At 54.8% G+C, this 18,007-nt stretch carries 14 protein-coding genes, 1 tRNA gene and 1 riboswitch; of the genes, 5 read left to right on the plus strand and 10 right to left on the minus strand.

From position 1 onward, the window contains the following. Positions 1-74: 74 nt before the first annotated feature. The gene (locus MCM46_00080; GenBank protein MCG3110192.1) at positions 75-1,088 is read right to left on the minus strand and encodes a TIGR00730 family Rossman fold protein; all 1,014 of its coding nucleotides are present in this window, start codon (positions 1,086-1,088) and stop codon (positions 75-77) included. Positions 1,089-1,264: 176 nt separating this feature from the next. Between MCM46_00080 and MCM46_00085 the strand changes: the two genes are divergently transcribed. Beyond that, positions 1,265-1,870 carry a uracil-DNA glycosylase gene (locus tag MCM46_00085; protein MCG3110193.1) on the plus strand — a complete coding sequence of 202 codons (606 nt, stop codon included), beginning with the start codon at positions 1,265-1,267 and terminating at the stop codon, positions 1,868-1,870. On the opposite strand, the gene MCM46_00090 is transcribed toward MCM46_00085, so the two are convergent. Further along, positions 1,830-2,249 (minus strand): response regulator, encoded by a 420-nt coding sequence (locus tag MCM46_00090; protein ID MCG3110194.1) that lies wholly within the window; start codon positions 2,247-2,249, stop codon positions 1,830-1,832. The genes MCM46_00085 and MCM46_00090 overlap by 41 nt on opposite strands. A 251-nt stretch (positions 2,250-2,500) precedes the next feature. Further along, positions 2,501-2,605: riboswitch (TPP riboswitch) on the plus strand. A 125-nt stretch (positions 2,606-2,730) separates the two neighbouring features. Here MCM46_00090 and thiC point away from each other — a divergent pair. The 3 genes from thiC to MCM46_00105 all read left to right on the plus strand — a co-directional run bounded on the left by thiC (position 2,731) and on the right by MCM46_00105 (position 6,066). Then, on the plus strand, positions 2,731-4,590 hold the full coding sequence (gene thiC / locus MCM46_00095; protein MCG3110195.1) for a phosphomethylpyrimidine synthase ThiC: 1,860 nt from the start codon (positions 2,731-2,733) through the stop codon (positions 4,588-4,590). A 109-nt stretch (positions 4,591-4,699) separates the two neighbouring features. Next, positions 4,700-5,494: a sulfide-dependent adenosine diphosphate thiazole synthase gene (locus MCM46_00100; protein MCG3110196.1), complete on the plus strand. Its 795-nt coding sequence runs from the start codon at positions 4,700-4,702 to the stop codon at positions 5,492-5,494. Between the two features lie 5 nt (positions 5,495-5,499). Further along, positions 5,500-6,066 (plus strand): SGNH/GDSL hydrolase family protein, encoded by a 567-nt coding sequence (locus tag MCM46_00105; protein MCG3110197.1) that lies wholly within the window; start codon positions 5,500-5,502, stop codon positions 6,064-6,066. Positions 6,067-6,141: 75 nt separating this feature from the next. Here MCM46_00105 and MCM46_00110 read toward each other — a convergent pair whose 3' ends face one another. Both MCM46_00110 and MCM46_00115 read right to left on the minus strand, forming a co-directional pair. Beyond that, a complete protein-coding gene (locus MCM46_00110; GenBank protein MCG3110198.1) occupies positions 6,142-7,074 on the minus strand; it encodes a sugar phosphate isomerase/epimerase in 933 nt (310 codons plus the stop codon). A gap of 252 nt (positions 7,075-7,326) precedes the next feature. After that, entirely contained in the window at positions 7,327-8,613 is a 1,287-nt protein-coding gene (locus MCM46_00115) for an adenylosuccinate synthase (protein MCG3110199.1), read from the minus strand. Positions 8,614-8,764: 151 nt separating this feature from the next. On the opposite strand from MCM46_00115, the gene MCM46_00120 reads away from it, so the two are divergent. Beyond that, positions 8,765-8,840, plus strand: a tRNA-Ala gene (locus MCM46_00120). Between the two features lie 14 nt (positions 8,841-8,854). Here MCM46_00120 and MCM46_00125 read toward each other — a convergent pair. The 6 genes from MCM46_00125 to MCM46_00150 all read right to left on the minus strand — a co-directional run bounded on the left by MCM46_00125 (position 8,855) and on the right by MCM46_00150 (position 17,955). After that, complete coding sequence (locus tag MCM46_00125; GenBank protein MCG3110200.1) at positions 8,855-9,001, minus strand: hypothetical protein; 147 nt, start codon at positions 8,999-9,001, stop codon at positions 8,855-8,857. 50 nt (positions 9,002-9,051) lie between these two features. Further along, positions 9,052-9,825, minus strand: a complete 774-nt coding sequence (locus tag MCM46_00130) for a hypothetical protein (GenBank protein ID MCG3110201.1) — start codon at positions 9,823-9,825, stop codon at positions 9,052-9,054. Between the two features lie 34 nt (positions 9,826-9,859). Beyond that, the gene (locus tag MCM46_00135; GenBank protein MCG3110202.1) at positions 9,860-11,164 is read right to left on the minus strand and encodes a hypothetical protein; all 1,305 of its coding nucleotides are present in this window, start codon (positions 11,162-11,164) and stop codon (positions 9,860-9,862) included. Between the two features lie 361 nt (positions 11,165-11,525). After that, complete coding sequence (locus MCM46_00140) at positions 11,526-14,930, minus strand: MFS transporter (GenBank protein ID MCG3110203.1); 3,405 nt, start codon at positions 14,928-14,930, stop codon at positions 11,526-11,528. A 335-nt stretch (positions 14,931-15,265) separates the two neighbouring features. Continuing rightward, positions 15,266-16,639, minus strand: coding sequence for a sigma-54 dependent transcriptional regulator (locus MCM46_00145; GenBank protein MCG3110204.1), 1,374 nt, complete (start codon positions 16,637-16,639; stop codon positions 15,266-15,268). Positions 16,640-16,641: 2 nt separating this feature from the next. Next, a complete protein-coding gene (locus tag MCM46_00150; GenBank protein ID MCG3110205.1) occupies positions 16,642-17,955 on the minus strand; it encodes an ATP-binding protein in 1,314 nt (437 codons plus the stop codon). Positions 17,956-18,007: the final 52 nt, after the last annotated feature.

Consider the following 18,007-nt stretch of genomic DNA (forward strand, 5'->3'; position numbering starts at 1 on the left):
GAGAAGATCTCTATTTGTATTCGCGCGTCTAACCTTCGCAGCAACGCTGCGAGGAATGCGACGCGCCTGCGTGTTCAATACTGATTGATGATGTTAATCATCTCGCGCAGGCGGCCGAAATCTCTTCGATTGAAATGAAACACGATACGGGGAAGCGGAAGGAACTTCGGTTCGTTCGCCTCATCGGCCAGCGCTTTGGTCTCTTCGAATTTTCCGCCGACGAGAATATCGGAAAAAGAGGCGTTGAGCTGATCGAGCATTTTCCGATCGACCGGATGATTGAGCCGAATCACCAGTTGGTCGCGAACGAATCGGAGGGAATGATAGTTTTTGTAAAACTTCACCACCTCTTCCACGGCATGATCGACATTATCGGTCACTTTAAATAGATTGAGATCCTCCGCCGAGATGAGCCCCCGCGAGAGAAGCTCGTCTTCTACATAGGCGCGCCATGCCTTCCAATAGGTTCCGCCGGGGGAATCGATGAAGACCACCGGCAGCGGATTGGTCTTTCCGGTCTGCAAAAGGGTGAGTGCTTCGAATCCCTCGTCATGCGTCCCGAACCCTCCCGGAAAAAGGGCGATGGCGCTCGCTTCTTTGATGAAGAAGAGCTTCCGCGTGAAGAAATATTTGAAGGTCATCAGCTTGGGGTCGTTTTCGATGAATTCATTGGCGGCCTGTTCGAAGGGGAGGAGGATGTTCAACCCGAAGCTGTTGCCCCGGCCCGCCCCTCCCTGAACCGCCCGCATGATCCCCTCCCCGGCCCCGGTAATCACCATGAATCCGGCCGCCGCGATCTTCCGGGCAAACTCCTCGGCGTATGCATAGATCGGCTCGGTCGAGCGGGTCCGGGCCGACCCGAAAACGCTGATCTTTCGCCTGTCTTTATATGGGGCATACAGCTTGAAGGCATACCGCATCTCTTTTAAAGCGGCATGGATAATTTTAAGATCCCCCCGTGTGGCATGGTTTTTTGAGAGGGTGAGGGCGGTGATAATGATCTCCCGGATCAGATCTTCATTTTCCGAGGGACCGGAGACAAGTTCGATGAGTTCGGCAATTTGTGATTGAAGCTCCTTTGCGTCCATCTATTTCCTTCTTACCAATCAATAAGTCCATTTGGATGATCATAAATAGTATGAATCATAAACTGCATTGATATTATTTCCGAATAAGGTTCTACTGTCAATATAAATTCCCCTTTTCGGCTTCCGCGAGACGGCCACATTGACTCGGTCGGCCTCATTTTCTTACGATGGATCATATGGATATCAAAGAGCGTCGAAAAGCGCTGGAGCAACTCAACCGGGAGATTCGAACGACCGAGCACTGTCCCCTTTGCCCTTACCGGACAAATGCGGTTCCGGGAGAAGGCCCGATCGATGCGCGCCTCTTTATGATCGGAGAAGCCCCCGGCGCGGAAGAAGATAAAACGGGGCGGCCCTTTGTCGGAAGGGCGGGGATGTTTCTCGACAAAGCGCTGACCGAAGCCGGACTCGACCGGGAGAAAATTTTTATCACCAACGCCGTCAAATGCCGGCCTCCGCAAAATCGAAAACCGAAAACCGATGAACTGCTGGCCTGCCGCCCTTTTCTTGACCGCCAACTTGAGCTGGTTCACCCTGAATGGATCTGTACGTTGGGCGCCGTCGCAACCGGTCTCTTCTTAAAGGAATCTCTCACAAAAATTCATGGAAATGTTTATCCGATCGACCACAACGGCAGGAAATACCAACTCTTTCCAACGTATCATCCTGCGGCCGTATTTAGGGTTCCGGTTTTGGGGGAGGAGATTCGTAAAGACTTCAAGAAATTGAGGGAACGGATGGTTAAATCCGCGCCCCTTTCCGGGAAATGGCCGCCTCAATGACCGATTCAAGCTCGGACAATCGAAAAGGTTTATTCAAGAAATAGTCGACCCTTTTCGCCTCGATGTCATTGGTTGCATCGATATAAGAGGCACTCGTTAAAATGACGGGGAGCTGATGGGAAGAAGCCTTGATTCTTTCCGCCACTTCCAGACCCGACATGTGTGGCATGATGTAATCGACCAAAACAGCCTGGATATCTTTCTCGCGGCAGAGGGCCAAGCCTTCGTCCCCTCCCTCCGCCAAGAGGGGGGTATATCCCATACAGGTCAATGCTTCACCGATAAAATCGAGTGTCGACTCATGATCATCAATCACCAGGATCTTCCCTCTTGTCAGCGACCTCGATTTTGTATTCAATGGTTTACATTGGCTGGCCATGGTTCTTACCTCCCCGTTGCCGGAGGTAATGAGCATAAAGCATGCCTGTCGCCGGAATGAACGGTCGCTTTCTAACTGGTTGATTTTAGAGAGTATAAAAAAATGAGAGGGTGAAAAGTCTCATTTTTCCGCCAATTCACGCCAAGCGGTATGTAAACGATTACCCAGCCATCCAGATTGATCTACGGGGATTAACGGAAGATCCTGGATAAAATAAATTGACTCCACCGAGCGGCCTATGCCATAATCCGAAACAAATCCAGGGGTGCCGCCACGGCTGAGAGTCTCGACAACGTCGGGACAACCCTTTGAACCTGATCTGGGTAATGCCAGCGAAGGGAATTCAATCGATATCATGGCGGGGCCGCACCCATTTGGGTGGCGGCTTTTTTTGTTTCGGGCAGATGATAACCTTCACCGTAGAGAGGACACGATGACAATGAAGAACTCGCCAGCGAATGCCAGTGAAGCCAACGCGATCTTGACCGAAAAAGGGACCCATTCGAGCCCTCTCACAACCACACCGCTCCCCTCCTCCAAAAAGATCTACATCCAGGGAACCCAACCGGGGGTGCGCGTGGCGATGCGAGAGATTCTACAAAATCCGACCCGCAACATGAAGGGGGAAGCGGTCGAAGAGAACCCGCCCCTTGTCGTCTACGACCCCTCCGGTCCCTACACCGACCCGAACGCGACGATCGATATCCGGAAAGGGCTCGCCCCGCTTCGGATCCATTGGATCTGTGACCGGACCGATGTTGAAGAACTTCCCGCCATCTCCTCGGAATACGGTCGCAAAAGAGCCGCTGATCCGTCGCTCGATGCCATCCGCTTTGAGCACATTCGGAAGCCGCTCCGCGCCAAGCCCGGGAAAAATGTCTCCCAGATGCACTATGCCCGAAAAGGAATCATTACCCCGGAGATGGAATATATCGCCATCCGGGAAAATCAGACGTTGGAAGCGGCCCGCGCAAATCCGAAAATCGCGATACAACATCCCGGCAACGCCTGGGGCGCCGACATCCCGGCCGTGATCACCCCCGAATTTGTTCGGGATGAAGTCGCTCGCGGAAGGGCGATCATCCCCTGCAACATCAACCATCCCGAGCTGGAGCCGATGATCATCGGGCGGAACTTCCTGGTGAAGATCAACGCCAACATCGGCAACTCGGCGGTCGCCTCCTCGATCGAGGAAGAGGTCGAGAAGATGATCTGGGCGACCCGCTGGGGCTCCGACACCGTCATGGACCTCTCGACCGGGAAGAACATTCACGAGACCCGCGAGTGGATCCTCCGCAACTCCCCGGTTCCGATCGGGACCGTTCCGATTTATCAGGCGCTGGAGAAGGTCAACGGCAAGATCGAAGAACTAAGCTGGGGAATTTACCGCGATACTTTGATCGAGCAGGCCGAGCAGGGGGTCGATTACTTCACGATTCACGCCGGGGTTCTCCTCCGGTATGTTCCGTTGACGGAGAAACGCGTCGCCGGAATCGTTTCCCGCGGCGGATCGATTTTGGCGAAATGGTGCCTGGCGCATCATCAGGAAAATTTCCTCTACACCCACTTCGAAGAGATCTGCGAAATCATGAAAGCGTATGACGTCTCATTTAGCCTCGGAGATGGGCTTCGCCCCGGCGCCATCGCCGACGCCAATGACGCCGCCCAATTCGCCGAACTGGAAACCCTCGGGGCGCTGACGAAGGTCGCCTGGGAGCATGACGTTCAGACGATGATCGAAGGTCCCGGACATGTTCCGATGCATATGGTCCAGGTGAACATGGAAAAGCAATTGAAGGAGTGTCATGAAGCCCCCTTCTACACCCTCGGCCCGCTGACGACCGACATCGCCCCCGGCTACGACCACATCACTTCCGGAATCGGGGCCGCGATGATCGGCTGGTTCGGCTGCGCCATGCTCTGTTATGTCACGCCGAAAGAACATCTCGGCTTGCCGACGAAAGACGATGTGAAGACCGGCGTCATCACCTATAAGATCGCCGCGCATGCGGCCGATCTGGCCAAGGGACATCCGGGGGCGCAGGCCCGCGACAACGCTCTCTCCAAAGCCCGGTTCGAATTCCGATGGGAAGACCAATTCAACCTCTCGCTTGATCCGGAAACCGCCAAGTCTTTCCACGACGAGACGCTGCCGGCCGAGGGGGCGAAGGTCGCTCACTTCTGCTCGATGTGCGGCCCCCACTTCTGTTCGATGCGGATCACCGAAGATGTCCGTGACTACGCCAAGAAGAAAGCGTTGGATGAACAGGCCGCTCTGGAGGTCGGGATGATCGAGAAGGCGGAAGAATTCAAGAAGAACGGTCTGGAGATTTACAAATAACGTTAACCGTGATTCGTGATTCGTTAACCGTGAAAAACCGAGACCAAGAACGGCTCCTTTCTTTCAGATTAACGTTTAACGAATAACGGAATAACAGAAGGAAGTCGCTATGAAAGAGAGAGAGATTCAACCGCTGCGAGAAGCCGACATCACGCGAACCATCGCGCGGGAATATTACAAAGAATTCGATCAGATGATCGAGTCGGATGTCCTCATCGTCGGCGCCGGGCCGTCCGGCCTGGTCTGCGGACGCGATCTCGCCTCTTCCGGATATAAAGTGGTCATTGTCGAACAGCTGAACCATCTCGGCGGCGGCTTCTGGAACGGCGGTTATTTGATGAATAAGGCGACCATCGCCCATCCGGCCCAGGAGATTTTGGAAAAGATCGGCGTGCCGGTTAAAAAAATCTCCAAGGAGATGTACATCGTCGACCCGCCCCATGCCACCGCCAAGCTGATCGCGTCCGCGTATGATGCCGGCGTCAAGGTGATGAACATGACGAAGGTGGTCGACCTGGTCTTGCGGGGGGAAAAAAATCGATTAGAAGGACTCGTCGTCAACTGGTACCCGCTCGAAGCGATGGGGCACGACGCGGCCCATGTCGATCCGATCGCGCTCGAGTCGAAGATCGTCGTCGATGCCACCGGACACGATGCCGTGACCCTGCAGCTCCTCGCCCGGCGGAATCTCTACACGAATATTCCCGGCAACGGGGCGATGTGGGTCGATCGCTCCGAAGAAATGGTCATGGAAAAAACGGGCGAAGTCTACCCCAATCTTTTTGTCGTCGGCCTCTCCGTCGCCGCCGTCTACGGCACCCCCCGCATGGGACCCGCCTTCGGTTCGATGCTCCTTTCGGGGCGAAAAGGGGCGGAGCTGATTCGGAAAAAACTGAAAAGATAAGCAACGTGTTTCGCCCGATGAAAATCATTGCCTTCGGAGACAGCCTTACCGTCGGATACCTCTCCCCGTTTGAAGCGACCCCGTACGCCGAGTTCCTCCAGCCGATGCTCGATCCAAAAACGGAGATTTACGTCGCCGGCGTCAGCGGGGAAACCACCGACGATATGCTCCGGCGTTTCGATCGACAGGTGATCAGGAACGCCCCGGACCATGTCATCATTCTCGGCGGAACCAACGATCTCGGATGGGGAATATCGATCGATCAGATCGTCGCCAACCTGGCCCGGATGTATCAATCGGCTCAGAAGGCCGGCATCATCCCGATTGCCTGCGCCGTCCCCTCTCTCCTCGGCGCGGATGAGTTCATCCCTCCCCGCCTTGCGCTGAACCGTCGAATTCAGGAAACGGCAAAAGAGAGAACGATCCCCTTTGCCGATCTCTTCACGCCGACGGCCGATTCCGCCGGACGCCTCCTGGAGGAATATTCCCAAGACGGTCTCCACCTTACCCCGGAAGGATACCGGAAGATCGCCCACGTTCTTTATGAGACGGTTTTTAAAGAAAAGAAATGAACGCCCGCTGAGAGGGCCGATTCTAAAGTTCCGAATCGACCCTCTCTCTAAAAAGGTTGGGGCAGCCCAAATTCGTTATTGCGACGAGGTAGGGGGGAGGTGAATGAGGGCCGCCCCAACAGCCATCCCATTAGACCGTTCGGTCGAAGGGGCTGGACTCACCGGATGATTGGGACGTGTCAAATGAGTTTCCGCTCTCAACTGCGCCAAGGCCAGCGCGGCGAGTTCGGACGGTTTTTTGTCGGATGAATAAAGCGCCAGTGACAGATATCCTTGATATCCGATCTCTTCCGACGCGAGGAGCATTTTCGAAAGAGAAGGCCATGTTTTCCCCGAAGCGGGTTCGGCGGGAAGATCGATCGGCCCGATATGCTCAAGATGGATGTGCCCCACGTAGGGGCCGATGTTGCGGAGCGCCTGGAGGGGATCTTCTCCGATGCAAGAGAAATGATCGATATCAAAATAAATTTGCAGCAAGGAAGAATTCATCCGTTCGATCCACTCGCATATTTCCCGAGAGGTGGAGAAGAGGAAATTCGGCTCCGCATCGATGAGGATCTTTACCCCTGCATCCTCTGCATGGGGGAGAATGCGTTTCAAACCCTCCATGAAAAGGTCGAGGTCCTCTTCACGCGTTTTGACGTTCAACGGTCCCCCCGCCGGAATCGAGATGCTCTCCGCTTCCAGCGCCTCGGCCAGCTTGATACATTCGATCGTGTGGAGAATCCGGACTTCCCGCGCCGCCATTTCGCGCTCGATCCAAGAGGGATAACCCCATTCTCCCATCGATGAAATAATCTTTGTATTCAAATTCGCGACCTTCAACCCGGAGCGGGCCAACATCGACTGAAGCTTTCGAAGCGTGCTCCGGGAGAGCTCGGTTGGATAGGCATGCGGGCGATCGCACATGATCTCGATGCCGGAATAGCCTGCCGCGGCGATTTGATCCACCGCTTCCAAAATGGAATAGTTTCGAAAAGAATGGGTGCTGAATGCCGGTTGAATCATCTTTTCATCCTTGCTCTGATCATCTTGCGGAAACTATAAAGCAAAGATCGTTCCAAAGTAAAAATCTCTTTCAATCGACGCTGAGAAAGGATTTAAGGAGGCTTACAGACGGGAAAAAAGGAGATCACCCTTTGAAACGGGCTTGCTGAGGGGAGAAAAATACGACCACCGGGAAATCTTTCGCAGAAGAGACGCAATTCATTTCAGGCGGGATGAAACGTTTTTATCTGATTTGAAAAAAACGGTCCCGATTTATTGAAAGGGATTCCGCAGGACGATCGTCTCTCCCCGCTTGGAGCTGGTCGAAACGAGATCGACCCGGCAGCCGACCTTTTCCGAAATTGCTTCGAGATAAGTTTTGGCATTCTTCGGCAGCCGATCGTACGACGTGATTCCGGTGGTCGGCTCGCTCCAGCCGGAAAAATGTTCATAAATCGGCGTGCACTTTTCCAAGGTCTTTAAGGCCGTCGGCATTTCCCGGTAGACCTTCCCTTCGAACTCGTAGCCGACACAGACCTGGATTTCCGGAAATCCGTCCAGCACATCGAGCTTGGTGATGGCAAGCGAAGTCAATCCATTCACCCGGACGGCGTATCGAAGCAGGACCACGTCGAACCATCCGCACCGGCGCGGGCGTCCGGTGGTCGCGCCGAATTCCTTCCCCTTCGACCGGAGCATTTCACCCATCTCATTATTCAGCTCCGAGGGAAACGGCCCGCTCCCGACCCGTGTGGTATAGGCCTTCGCCACCCCCAATACTTCGTTGATCTTGGTCGGTCCCACACCGGTCCCCGTACAGGCCCCTCCGGCGGTCGCGTTGGAGGAGGTCACATAAGGATAAGTTCCCAAATCAACGTCCAAGTGGGTTCCCTGCGCCCCTTCGAAGAGGAGCCGCCGGCCCTGGCCGATCGCTTCATCGATCAATAAGGTCGTGTCGGTGATATACGGTCTGATCCGGTCGGCATACTCCATATACTCTTGATAGACCTTCTCCAGATCAAACCCTTTCACCTTATAGAGTTGCTCAAGGAAGTAATTCATTTCGACGAGATTGGTCGCCAGCTTCTCTCTGAAGAGACCCGGATCGAGCAGATCGACGACACGGATTCCGATCCGCGCCATTTTATCGGCATAGGCGGGACCGATCCCTCTTCCGGTCGTGCCGATCTTGCGTGTTCCCTTGACCTTCTCGCTTTCCTTGTCGATCGCCTTATGGTAGGGCATAATGAGGTGGGCCGCTTCGCTGATGAAGAGACGCCCCGAAACGGAGATCCCGCGGGTGGAAAGGGCATCGATTTCTTCCAGCAAGGCGCCCGGATCGACGACGACGCCGTTTCCGATCACGCCGATTTTTCCCGCATGAAGCAGTCCGGTCGGGATCAGATGAAGGACAATGACCATTTCCCCGCTGACGACGGTATGGCCGGCATTGTGTCCTCCTTGATAACGGATGACATAGTCCGCCGACTCCGAAAGAAGATCGACGATCTTCCCTTTTCCCTCATCTCCCCACTGAGATCCGATTACGACTAAATTCATAATTGATTCGTCCTGATTCAAGTCATTAAAAAAAGGCCGGGCGGCCTTATAAGCAATCCCATCATAGGTTTTATGATTTTTAATGTCAAGACAAAACCTTGACATCCCCTACTCCGGATGATATCATCCTCAACACAATTTTGGATCATATGGGGCTGTAGCTCAGCTGGGAGAGCACAAGGCTGGCAGTCTTGGGGTCAGGGGTTCGATCCCCCTCAGCTCCACCAAAACTTTCAAGGAGTTAGCGCACACCGGCTAACTCCTTTTTCTTTGAATGTGATAAATTTGTGATAATTTTTGGGCGATCCAAAACTCCCACCCCGTCCCGAAGGCTCTCCGGGTAGTGGTGTGCATACCGCTGGGTCATTCGGATATCCTTATGACCCAGCAGTTTTTCGATTTTGTAGATGTCGACGCCGGATGCGGTTAATAAACAAACTACTCCATTCCCACCCTCAGGAGAATTGATTTCTTCGTGCTCGGGTTGTAAGTCGGAATCGCAATCTCCGTAATACCTACCTGGCTTGGCAGGAAAATCAATCCGTCGGCAAAAAAGCCTGGCGCTAAGGTTTGCCGCTTAATCTGCTGGCCGGTGTACTCGCGAGTGAGGAGTTGAATCAATCCTCTCTCATACTGACGCGCCCGACCTACCCCAACCCCTGCCGCCCCCTTCGCAACCCCACTGGCCCCGCCGGTAATTCCCCCGGAGGCAACGCCGCTGACCCCGCCGCTAAAGGCTTCAACAAAGATTTCCCCCCCGAGTATCGATTTAAGCACCGGTCCAACCTGGCTTCCTTCAATGGCTTCTTTGAATTCTTTAGACTGGGTTACGAGGTCGACGGCCTCTTGGGGTGAATAAGTGCGGTACGCTACCTCCCCCACCATGCCGCGAATCTGATCGGGATCAAACAGGATCTCTTCCTCGCCCTCATTGAGGAGGATCAAGCGGACCGGCATGACCCCCGCGTCGAGTACATTCAATGAGAGTCCTCCGTCTCTCTCTGCCGGTTTTGCCGGATCTGTATAGACGTCTCGGCCAGGAGCAAACGGATAGATAGCGGCCTTCACTCCGGCGGATTCCGATGCCATCGGATAACGACTGATGGGGTAGATCGGTCTTGGGTAGATCAGATTCGGAATCGGCTTCGTGGAGACACAGCCCCATAACGATGATGCGAAGAAGAATAAGATGAATCCCACAGGTCGCTTCATTGTTTCCTCCTATTGAATAAAACGGGTATCATTCTCATGTTGTGGATGCAGCCAACCGACGCCGTTCTATTACTTTGCGCCCCAATTCGATCATTTTCCAATAGGGGGCCTCATGACCGGCTGCCTCTCGGAATCGGCGCGCCTCGATCTCAATTTCACCGCGTACTTTCGGATGAAGCTCGTTGGAGAGATAGTGAACCCGCAGGGCCGACTCTGCCGTCATTCCCTCCGGAATAGCGGGTCTGAAACCGAAGGTGCTTTGCAGAACCGACCATCCTTTTATCATTCGGGCGATCGGTCGCTGGTAGAGCGGGGCTCGAAGTCGCTCACCTTGATCAGCTCCTTCTAGAAGAACGTCCATCGTGACATTGTCCAACCGATCCTGTCTTAGAGAGTCAGGGTTGCGCCATTCGGCGACGGGGGCAAGACGAGGATCGTATTCTAAGTCCGAGGGGACCAGGGTCGTAAAATGTCGAACCCCCATGCCGGAGAGCCAATTGACTAAACCGGGTGAAGACATCGAGGATTTAAATCCCCAGAGATCAATCCCCATTTCCCGATATGCATGGAATGGAACCTCGGAGCAGAAAAAGCCGCTACGCTCTTGCCAGTCCATAGCAAAATCGTATGAAAGCCGGTTCTGCCGGGCGAATCCAATCATCGCAGTCGCTGCTTGATGCGGTGCCTGAGGGTTATTAGCCATGATTGGACCGTCCGGCCGAAGACGAAGCAAAAGGATGCGGAATTTCTTATCCTGAAGATAGTCTTTGAGTGAGGAGAGGACCACTCCCTGCTCGATTAAAGCCTCAATGACAATCGGCTCTTTTGTTTTCGGATCGACATACAGGAGGGCTGCGTGTGAGAAGAATCCCGGAAAATCGTTCCCACGGGCGATTAAGGCGGACGTTGGCGCTCCCCCCCGTGAGAGGAGGATATCTCCACTGTGCACTTCGATTCCTTCCACAACGGTCCCAGGGACATTGGAGGAAAATTGCTCCAGTGTCAGAATGGATGGAAGCGCTGTGGCGCGATTTTGGATAAGCGCTTCCTCAATAGCGGCCCGCCCTCCATAAATAACGCGATAGATTGCCTCGTGCACATCGCGCCGGCCGATGGGCCAAGATCGAGCGCTATTCAGCAGCTGAATCCGGATTTGATTGATATATTCCTGAGCGCCCGGTAAAAAAGATTCATGCGCAGCCGCGCGAGCAGCGAGCCGAAATTGAATCGCCTCCAACCGGGTCAGCTCATCAAACGGCACTTCCGATCCGCTCGCTCTCACCCGGTTGAGGATTTCCAACCCTTCTCTTTTGAACGTTTCAATCTCTTCTGCTGTCATTCCTTGGGAAGCCGATCGCGTCTGTTCAAATTCTTTTTCTAAGGTGTGAAACAGAGTGGACCGACCCCATTGGAAAGGAGTGGGTAAGACCGGTTGGGAAGGAATCCGCTCACCCTCCGGATAGATAAAGAGCAGAGATAAGAGGACTCCCGTAGAGAGCCAAAAGATCCTTCGGGAACCGCTTCGTGCTGCGAAACGATCAAACCGTCCGATCTTCATTATTGGTGCCCAGGGACGTTCTCGAATAAGACCTAACCATCATGAGTCTCCACCCGGAAGGACATATTCTATTTAAATATCAGCTCCCACAGTATAGCTGATCTCTTAAAATCTTCATCTTTTTTTCTCGTGAAGCGCGCCGTTATTGGGTGATGCCGGCGCATGTCGCCCTCGCCAGAGCCATTGCCTTTAGCGTTCTCAGATCGAGCTTCCCTGTGCCAAGGATCGGGAGGGCCTCAATAGAATAGAAATTCTCTCGCTTCGGAATCCAAAGTTTCGGCAGACCCGATTCATTGAGGCGGCTCCAGAGGGTCTCGGGACAAGCGGAGGAATCGGTATAGAAAACGATAAGACGCTCCCCTTTCTGGTCATCCGGGATGGCGGTCACCGCCCCATTTCCATTTTGGAGAATCGCGTTCACCGCCTCTTCGATCTTAATATGCGGCACCATCTCGCCTCCGATCTTGCTGAAGCGCGAGAGCCGGTCGGTGATTCGGATAAAGCCCTCTTCATCGATACACGCGATGTCGCCAGTGTGATACCACCCGTCCCGGATCACATCGGCGCTCTTCTGCTGCTGATGGAGGTAGCCGAGCATTAAATTCGGACCCTTCACCAGAAGCAGTCCCTCTTGACCGGCCGGGAGTGTTTCGCCGGTGTTGAGATCGACGATTTTCACGGTCACCCCCGGGACCGGGTGACCCACCGTTCCCGAGCAGAAACCTTTCTGATACTCCCGTCCGTGCGTCACATCGGGAATATTGACCGAAACCACCGGAGAGAGCTCGGTACATCCATATCCTTCCAGCAGATCGAGGTCGTACTTTTCGCGGAAGGCCTCCGCGACTTCAGCCCGGAGCTTCTCCGCCCCCACAATCGCATACCGAAGCGATGCAAACTCCTCTTTCGAACAGCGGCGAATGTACCCACCATAAAAAGTGGGCGTACTGATCAGAATCGTCGCCTGATGCTTCGAGACCATCTCCCCGATCACCTTTGCATCCATTGGATTCGGATGGTAGACGGCGCCGAATCGCGCGATCAGCGGAAACCAAAGGGTACCGGTGAAGCCAAACGAGTGAAAGAACGGAAGCACCCCCATCACCCGGTCCTTCTCCGTGATCCAGAACACCTGCGAAATGCTCTCGATGTTCGAGAGAATGTTGTGGTGCGAGAGCATCACCCCCTTCGGCTGCCCGGTGCTGCCGCTGGAGAAGATCACCGTCGCCATCTGATCCGGCTCACTCTTCTCGGGGCAGAAGAGCCTCCGGAGCACCCATGCCGGGAGGAGGAAAGTGATCAAAGCAACAGAGACCTTCTCGGCCGCTGAGATGGTTTTCGAGATCGCTTCGAGGGACACGATCTCGGATCGCCGCTCTATCTTCGCTTTGGTCAGAAAGGTGTCGGAGGAAAGAATCGTTTTGATTTCGCACTGACGAATCGCCGCATCGATTGCATCCCTTCCCGCCGTAAAGTTCAAGTTCACCGGCACTTTCCCCGCCATCAGGACAGCAATGTTTGCGAGGGCCCCTCCAACCGAGGAGGGAAGCATCACCCCGACCATCTTCTGATCCGTACACTGCCGGCGGATTTTCTTTGAGAGGAGCAGGCTGCCGATCAGCGCCTTGCCATAGGTCAGCTCCTTTCCAGTAGAATCGGCCATACAGAATTGCCGCCAAGCCGACTTCGCAGACGCCATGAATTTCAAATGAAGCAGCTCTTCTTTTTCACGCCGCAGCTGTACCGCATCACTCCCGAGTGACATCACCGCATGTCGCACTTCGTGAGCGCTTGCAGTCGACGGCAGGGGCTCCCCAAACGAGACGGTCACCGGATAAGGAATTCTCCTCGGCCGCTTCCAGAAAAAATGCCCCTTCTCGAAGCTAAAAACACTCCCCCACAACCCATCGAGATGGACCGGGACAATCGGCACGTCGAGATCCTTGACGATCTTCTCAAATCCTTTCTTGAAGGGGAGCATGTTGCCGGTCCGGCTGATCGCCCCCTCGGCGAAGATGCAGACCACATGGCCCTGGCGCAACTCCTCCCGCGCCCGCTCGATCGACGCGACGACCTCTTTGCGATTTCCTCCCGCGATCGGGATGGCGCGCATCGTTCGTAAGAGCCATCCGATCGGCTTGATGTCAAAGAATCCCTTAAAGACCAGAAATCGGATAAACCGTTGCACACAGGCGCCGACGAGAAGACCGTCTGCAAAGGAGACGTGATTACAGACCAGCAGCGCCGGCCCTCGGAACGGGACATGATCCTGTCCCTTGATCCGGATGCGATAGATCGTATGGGTCAACATCCAGAGGATGAAGCGAATGAGAAAATCCGGCAATATTTTAAGAAGGTAAACCGTCGCCGCCAAAGTGAAAAGCCCGAAGAAGAAAACAATCCAATCAGGAGAAATCGCAAGCTTATCGCTCAAAAGCCACAACGCGGCGGAAGCAAACAGCACGCCAATCGTATTGAGGAAATTATTTGTCGCGATTAACTGGCCCTTCTCTTCTGCTCCTCCCTTCTGCTGCAGGAATGCATTCAGAGGGACCACGAAGAGACCGCCGGAGAGGCCCAGCCCCACGAGCGCCGAGGCAGCGCCCAGGTAAGAGGCCCCCGCCTGCGAAAGAAGAATGGAGAAAAGTCCCATCCCGATCGAACCGAGCGGAACGAGTCCCAACTCCACCTTATCTCCCGAGAGCCGCCCGGCGGCCAGGCTTCCGATTCCAATGCCGATCGCAAGAAAGGTCCCCAAAATTCCGATCCAGAAATCATTCAGTTGCATCACCTCTTTTCCGATCAGAAGGAGATCCATCTGCAGCAGCGCTCCCAGAAACCAGAAATAAGAGATCCCGATCACGGTCAGCCAGAGATTCTTATCCCGATAAAGCCGCCGAATCCCCTGCCCGACCTCTCCCCATGGATTGATCTGAATCGGTTTCTTAGACTCGGGATCAGGAACACGCCCGATCTGAAAGCTGGTGAGCGCCCCAGCCACCGCAATGACAACCAACACCAAACCCATCCAGAGCAGATTTTCCTTCCAAGCTGAGAAGAGAATGCTCCCGATCGAAGTTCCAAGGATGATCGCAAGAAAAGTGCTCATCTCCAGCAGGCCATTGGCGCGCGAGAGCTCCTTGTCCGGGAGCATCTCCGGAACGATTCCATATTTGGCGGGACTGAAGAAGGTCGCCTGCAGGGCCGCAAGGAAAAGACCACCCAGCATCCACTCGATTCGGCCTGACCAGAACGCCGCCGTCGCCACCAACATAGAGAAGACCTCGAAGAGCTTGGTGGCGATCAGCACCTTTCGCTTGTTGACGGCATCGGCCAGATGTCCCGCATACCCCGAGAAGAAAAGAAAAGGCAGAATGAAGATCGCCCCCACCAGGGGAAGATAGCCGCTTCCGGAGGTGGTCGCGACACGCACCGCCAGCATCGACACCACGATCTTATAAATATTATCGTTGAATGCCCCCAAGAATTGGGTCCAGAGAAAAGGCTGGAATCCGGGCCGTCTTAATAGCGCTTGGTATTTCCCCATGGGATTATCTCCTTGCAGAGTGTTTAATAAGTCTATCCGATGGGATTGCAATTGGGGGGCCGGTTATGTGGGGAAATAATGGCGAGAATACGGAGAACACTAGACTCGTAAAATCAGTTACTTGGGAAAAATAATTAAACCTATTAAATAAATAAAAATGCACGGGTGCGAAACCGGATTCGCAGTGGAAGGATTCGAACGAGGAGTTTGGTTCGCGGTGAATACCAGGGGTGAAGGATGGGGCTCATGGTGTCTGAAGAGATTTTTTGGAAGTGTCCCAGGAAGGCGTTTATTTAAGGCCGTCTATCCTCTTGTGCTTCTTGCGGTTTATCCTCTCATTCCTCTCTTCTGATCTGATAGGCCTTCATCTTCAGTTGCAGCCCCTTTCGGCTTAAGCCCAGTTGCTTGGCCGCCAGCGTAACGTTTCCCCCGGTCTCGTGCAGCGCGGCCACGATCATCTCTCGCTCCATTTGCCCTTTGATCGATTTCATCCGCTCCTTGATCCGATCGGGCGAGGACGACTCCTCTGTCGCTGTCAGCGAGGGAGTACAGTGTAGTTCCTCTGGAAGGTCTTCCAAGCGAAGCAGCGGGCCTTGCGAGAGAAGCACGCCACGCTCGATGACGTTCTCCAACTCGCGAATATTTCCTGGATAGTCATAGATGCTCAGGGCGGCCTGTGCTTCGGGGCTCATCCCACGGAGTGGACGACGAAGCCGTTCGCTGTACTTTCGAAGCAAGTGATCCGTCAGGAGTGGCAGATCTTCCTTCCGCTCTCTCAGCGCGGGGAGCTTGAGGGTCACTGTATTGAGCCGGTAGTAGAGGTCCTCGCGAAAGCTCCCCTCCTTGATCTTCAGCTTCAGATCTTGATGTGTCGCAGAGAGGAGACGGACATCAACCCGGATCGTTTTCACCCCCCCGACCCGCTCGAGCGTCTGCTCCTGCAGCACCCGCAGTAACTTCACCTGCATCGGCTTCGGCAGCTCCCCGATTTCATCGAGAAAGAGGGTGCCGCCGTCGGCAAGCTCAAACCGCCCGGGTTTACTGGAGGCGGCGCCGGTGAAAGCCCCCTTCTCATAGCCGAAGAATTCACTCTCCATCAGGTTCTCGGGGATCGCTCCGCAGTTGACAGCGATAAATGGCTTTGAAGCACGCTGGCTTTTCTGATGAAGCGCCCTCGCGATTAATTCTTTGCCGGTGCCGGTCTCCCCTTGGATTAATACGGAGGAGGGGCTGTCCGCCACCCGATCGATCATCTTCAACATTGCCTGAATGGCGGGGGAAGCGCCGATGATCTCAGACGCCGTCCCGATCGGTCCCGGCCGCCGCAGTTCCCGCCCCTGGCGCTCCCCGGTGGCGAGCGCCTTTCGGACCACCGCGAGCAGCTCCTCCTGGTCGAACGGCTTGGTAATATAATCGAATGCTCCGCGCTTCATCGCCGTGACAGCGGTCTCAATCGTGCCGTGGGCGGTGATTAAGACGACGGGGAGATCGGGATGGCGGGCCGCCGTTTGCTCCAGCAGGCCCAAGCCGTCGAGGTTCGGCATCTTGAGATCAGTGATGACGAGGCTCCAGGCACCCTGGGCCAGACGTTCGAGGGCTTCGGCGCCGTCGACGGCCTCCCCCACCTCCCATCCCTCGCGCTTCAGATGCGCCGCCAGCACCCGTCGAAGATTCCGCTCATCATCTACGATGAGGATTCTCGCCGACATCCCTATATCTCCTTTCGACCCTGCCGGAGGGGAAGATCGAGGATAAACTCAGTCCCCCCCTCACCTGGAGAGGCGACACGAATCGCTCCCCCATGCCCTTCGATAATTCGCCTGCAGATCGCAAGGCCCAACCCCACCCCTTTTTCTTTGGAAGTCGAAAAGGGATGAAAGAGCTTGGCCTGCATCTCCGGAGAGATTCCCTTTCCGGTATCTCTCACCGAGAGGATGAATCGCTCCTCCTGCAAGCGGCCGGTGATCTCGACCAATCCCCCTTCGGGCATCGCCTCGACCGCATTCGTCAGCAGATTGATCAAGACCTGCTCGATCTGACCCCGATCGATTTCGATCGCGACGGAGGAAACGTTGGCCTTAAAATCCACGACACAATCCGAGGGAGTCCCGCGCTGAATCAGCGCCACTGTCTTCCCAACCAGCTGATCGATTGGTTCGATGGAGAGATCTTTCTTTAAGGGGCGGGCATAATCGAGAAAGCGCGCGACCACGTCGTTGAGACGATGCGTTTCCTCTAACACGATTTCCAAAAACTCCCGCTCTTCTCCGGAGAACTTCTTCGGATCAAGGTACTGAATCGCCCCTTTAATGGTGGCGAGCGGGTTTCTGACCTCGTGCGCAAGTCCCGCCGACATCTCGCCGATCACCGCCATCTGCTCCCGCTGCATCACCTCCTGTAGATCCAGCAGATGATATCGGAGAATCCCGGTCGCGACGAAGTAGAGATAGACTACGGTGGCGACACTTCCAAGCCGCGGAATCGGAACTCCCAGCGAGAAGAGAAAATCGGTCGGGCTGAAGAGCGCTGCAATGCAGCCGCCGTAGAAGAGCACCTGCAGCTGCCGCTTCTGGATCGGATGATGAATGGCGTCCATCCGGCGCTTCAGCCGCCAAAGCGAGAAAGCCAGCGTCGGAAGGATAAAGGCGAGAGCGGCCATATTCCAGGCCGGCCAATCAAAGAACGGGGTGAAAACAGTCAGATAAAAGAGAAAGCCGATCAGATAGATCGCAAATCGGGTTTTTCGGACCCAACTCTGCCGCTCGCTCTTCAGATAGGCGCTGCCGAAATCGAACGCCGCGCCGGGAATCGAGAAGGTTCCCAGAAAGAGGACGAAGTCCCACGACGGCGATTGGGTCACCTCCCGAAGATAGTAGCCGATATTCCAGAGGGCGAGCGCCAGGGAGAGTTGGGAGAATTTTCGATGGACCGACCCGGCCGGGTTCTGCTGGAAGACCAACAACGCCAGCGCAAGACACCCTGTCCCCGCAATCAGGGAAAATTGCAGCAAAAAGGAACTCGTCACCTTGTACGCTCCGTCCCGCCTGCTATGAGTAAATTATCCGCCCTTGGCACGC

This window comes from Candidatus Manganitrophus morganii (assembly GCA_021651055.1).
In the GTDB taxonomy this organism is placed as follows: Bacteria; Nitrospirota; Nitrospiria; order SBBL01; family Manganitrophaceae; genus Manganitrophus; species Manganitrophus morganii.

Bases quoted from the DNA above. Each gene is read 5' to 3' on its own strand.
- MCM46_00080 (MCG3110192.1), bottom strand. From the start codon at position 1,088: ATGGACGCAAAGGAGCTTCAATCACAAATTGCCGAACTCATCGAACTT.
- MCM46_00085 (MCG3110193.1), top strand. From the start codon at position 1,265: ATGGATATCAAAGAGCGTCGAAAAGCGCTGGAGCAACTCAACCGGGAG.
- MCM46_00090 (MCG3110194.1), bottom strand. From the start codon at position 2,249: ATGGCCAGCCAATGTAAACCATTGAATACAAAATCGAGGTCGCTGACA.
- MCM46_00100 (MCG3110196.1), top strand. From the start codon at position 4,700: ATGAAAGAGAGAGAGATTCAACCGCTGCGAGAAGCCGACATCACGCGA.
- MCM46_00110 (MCG3110198.1), bottom strand. From the start codon at position 7,074: ATGATTCAACCGGCATTCAGCACCCATTCTTTTCGAAACTATTCCATT.
- MCM46_00115 (MCG3110199.1), bottom strand. From the start codon at position 8,613: ATGAATTTAGTCGTAATCGGATCTCAGTGGGGAGATGAGGGAAAAGGG.
- MCM46_00130 (MCG3110201.1), bottom strand. From the start codon at position 9,825: ATGAAGCGACCTGTGGGATTCATCTTATTCTTCTTCGCATCATCGTTA.
- MCM46_00135 (MCG3110202.1), bottom strand. From the start codon at position 11,164: ATGACAGCAGAAGAGATTGAAACGTTCAAAAGAGAAGGGTTGGAAATC.
- MCM46_00140 (MCG3110203.1), bottom strand. From the start codon at position 14,930: ATGGGGAAATACCAAGCGCTATTAAGACGGCCCGGATTCCAGCCTTTT.
- MCM46_00145 (MCG3110204.1), bottom strand. From the start codon at position 16,639: ATGTCGGCGAGAATCCTCATCGTAGATGATGAGCGGAATCTTCGACGG.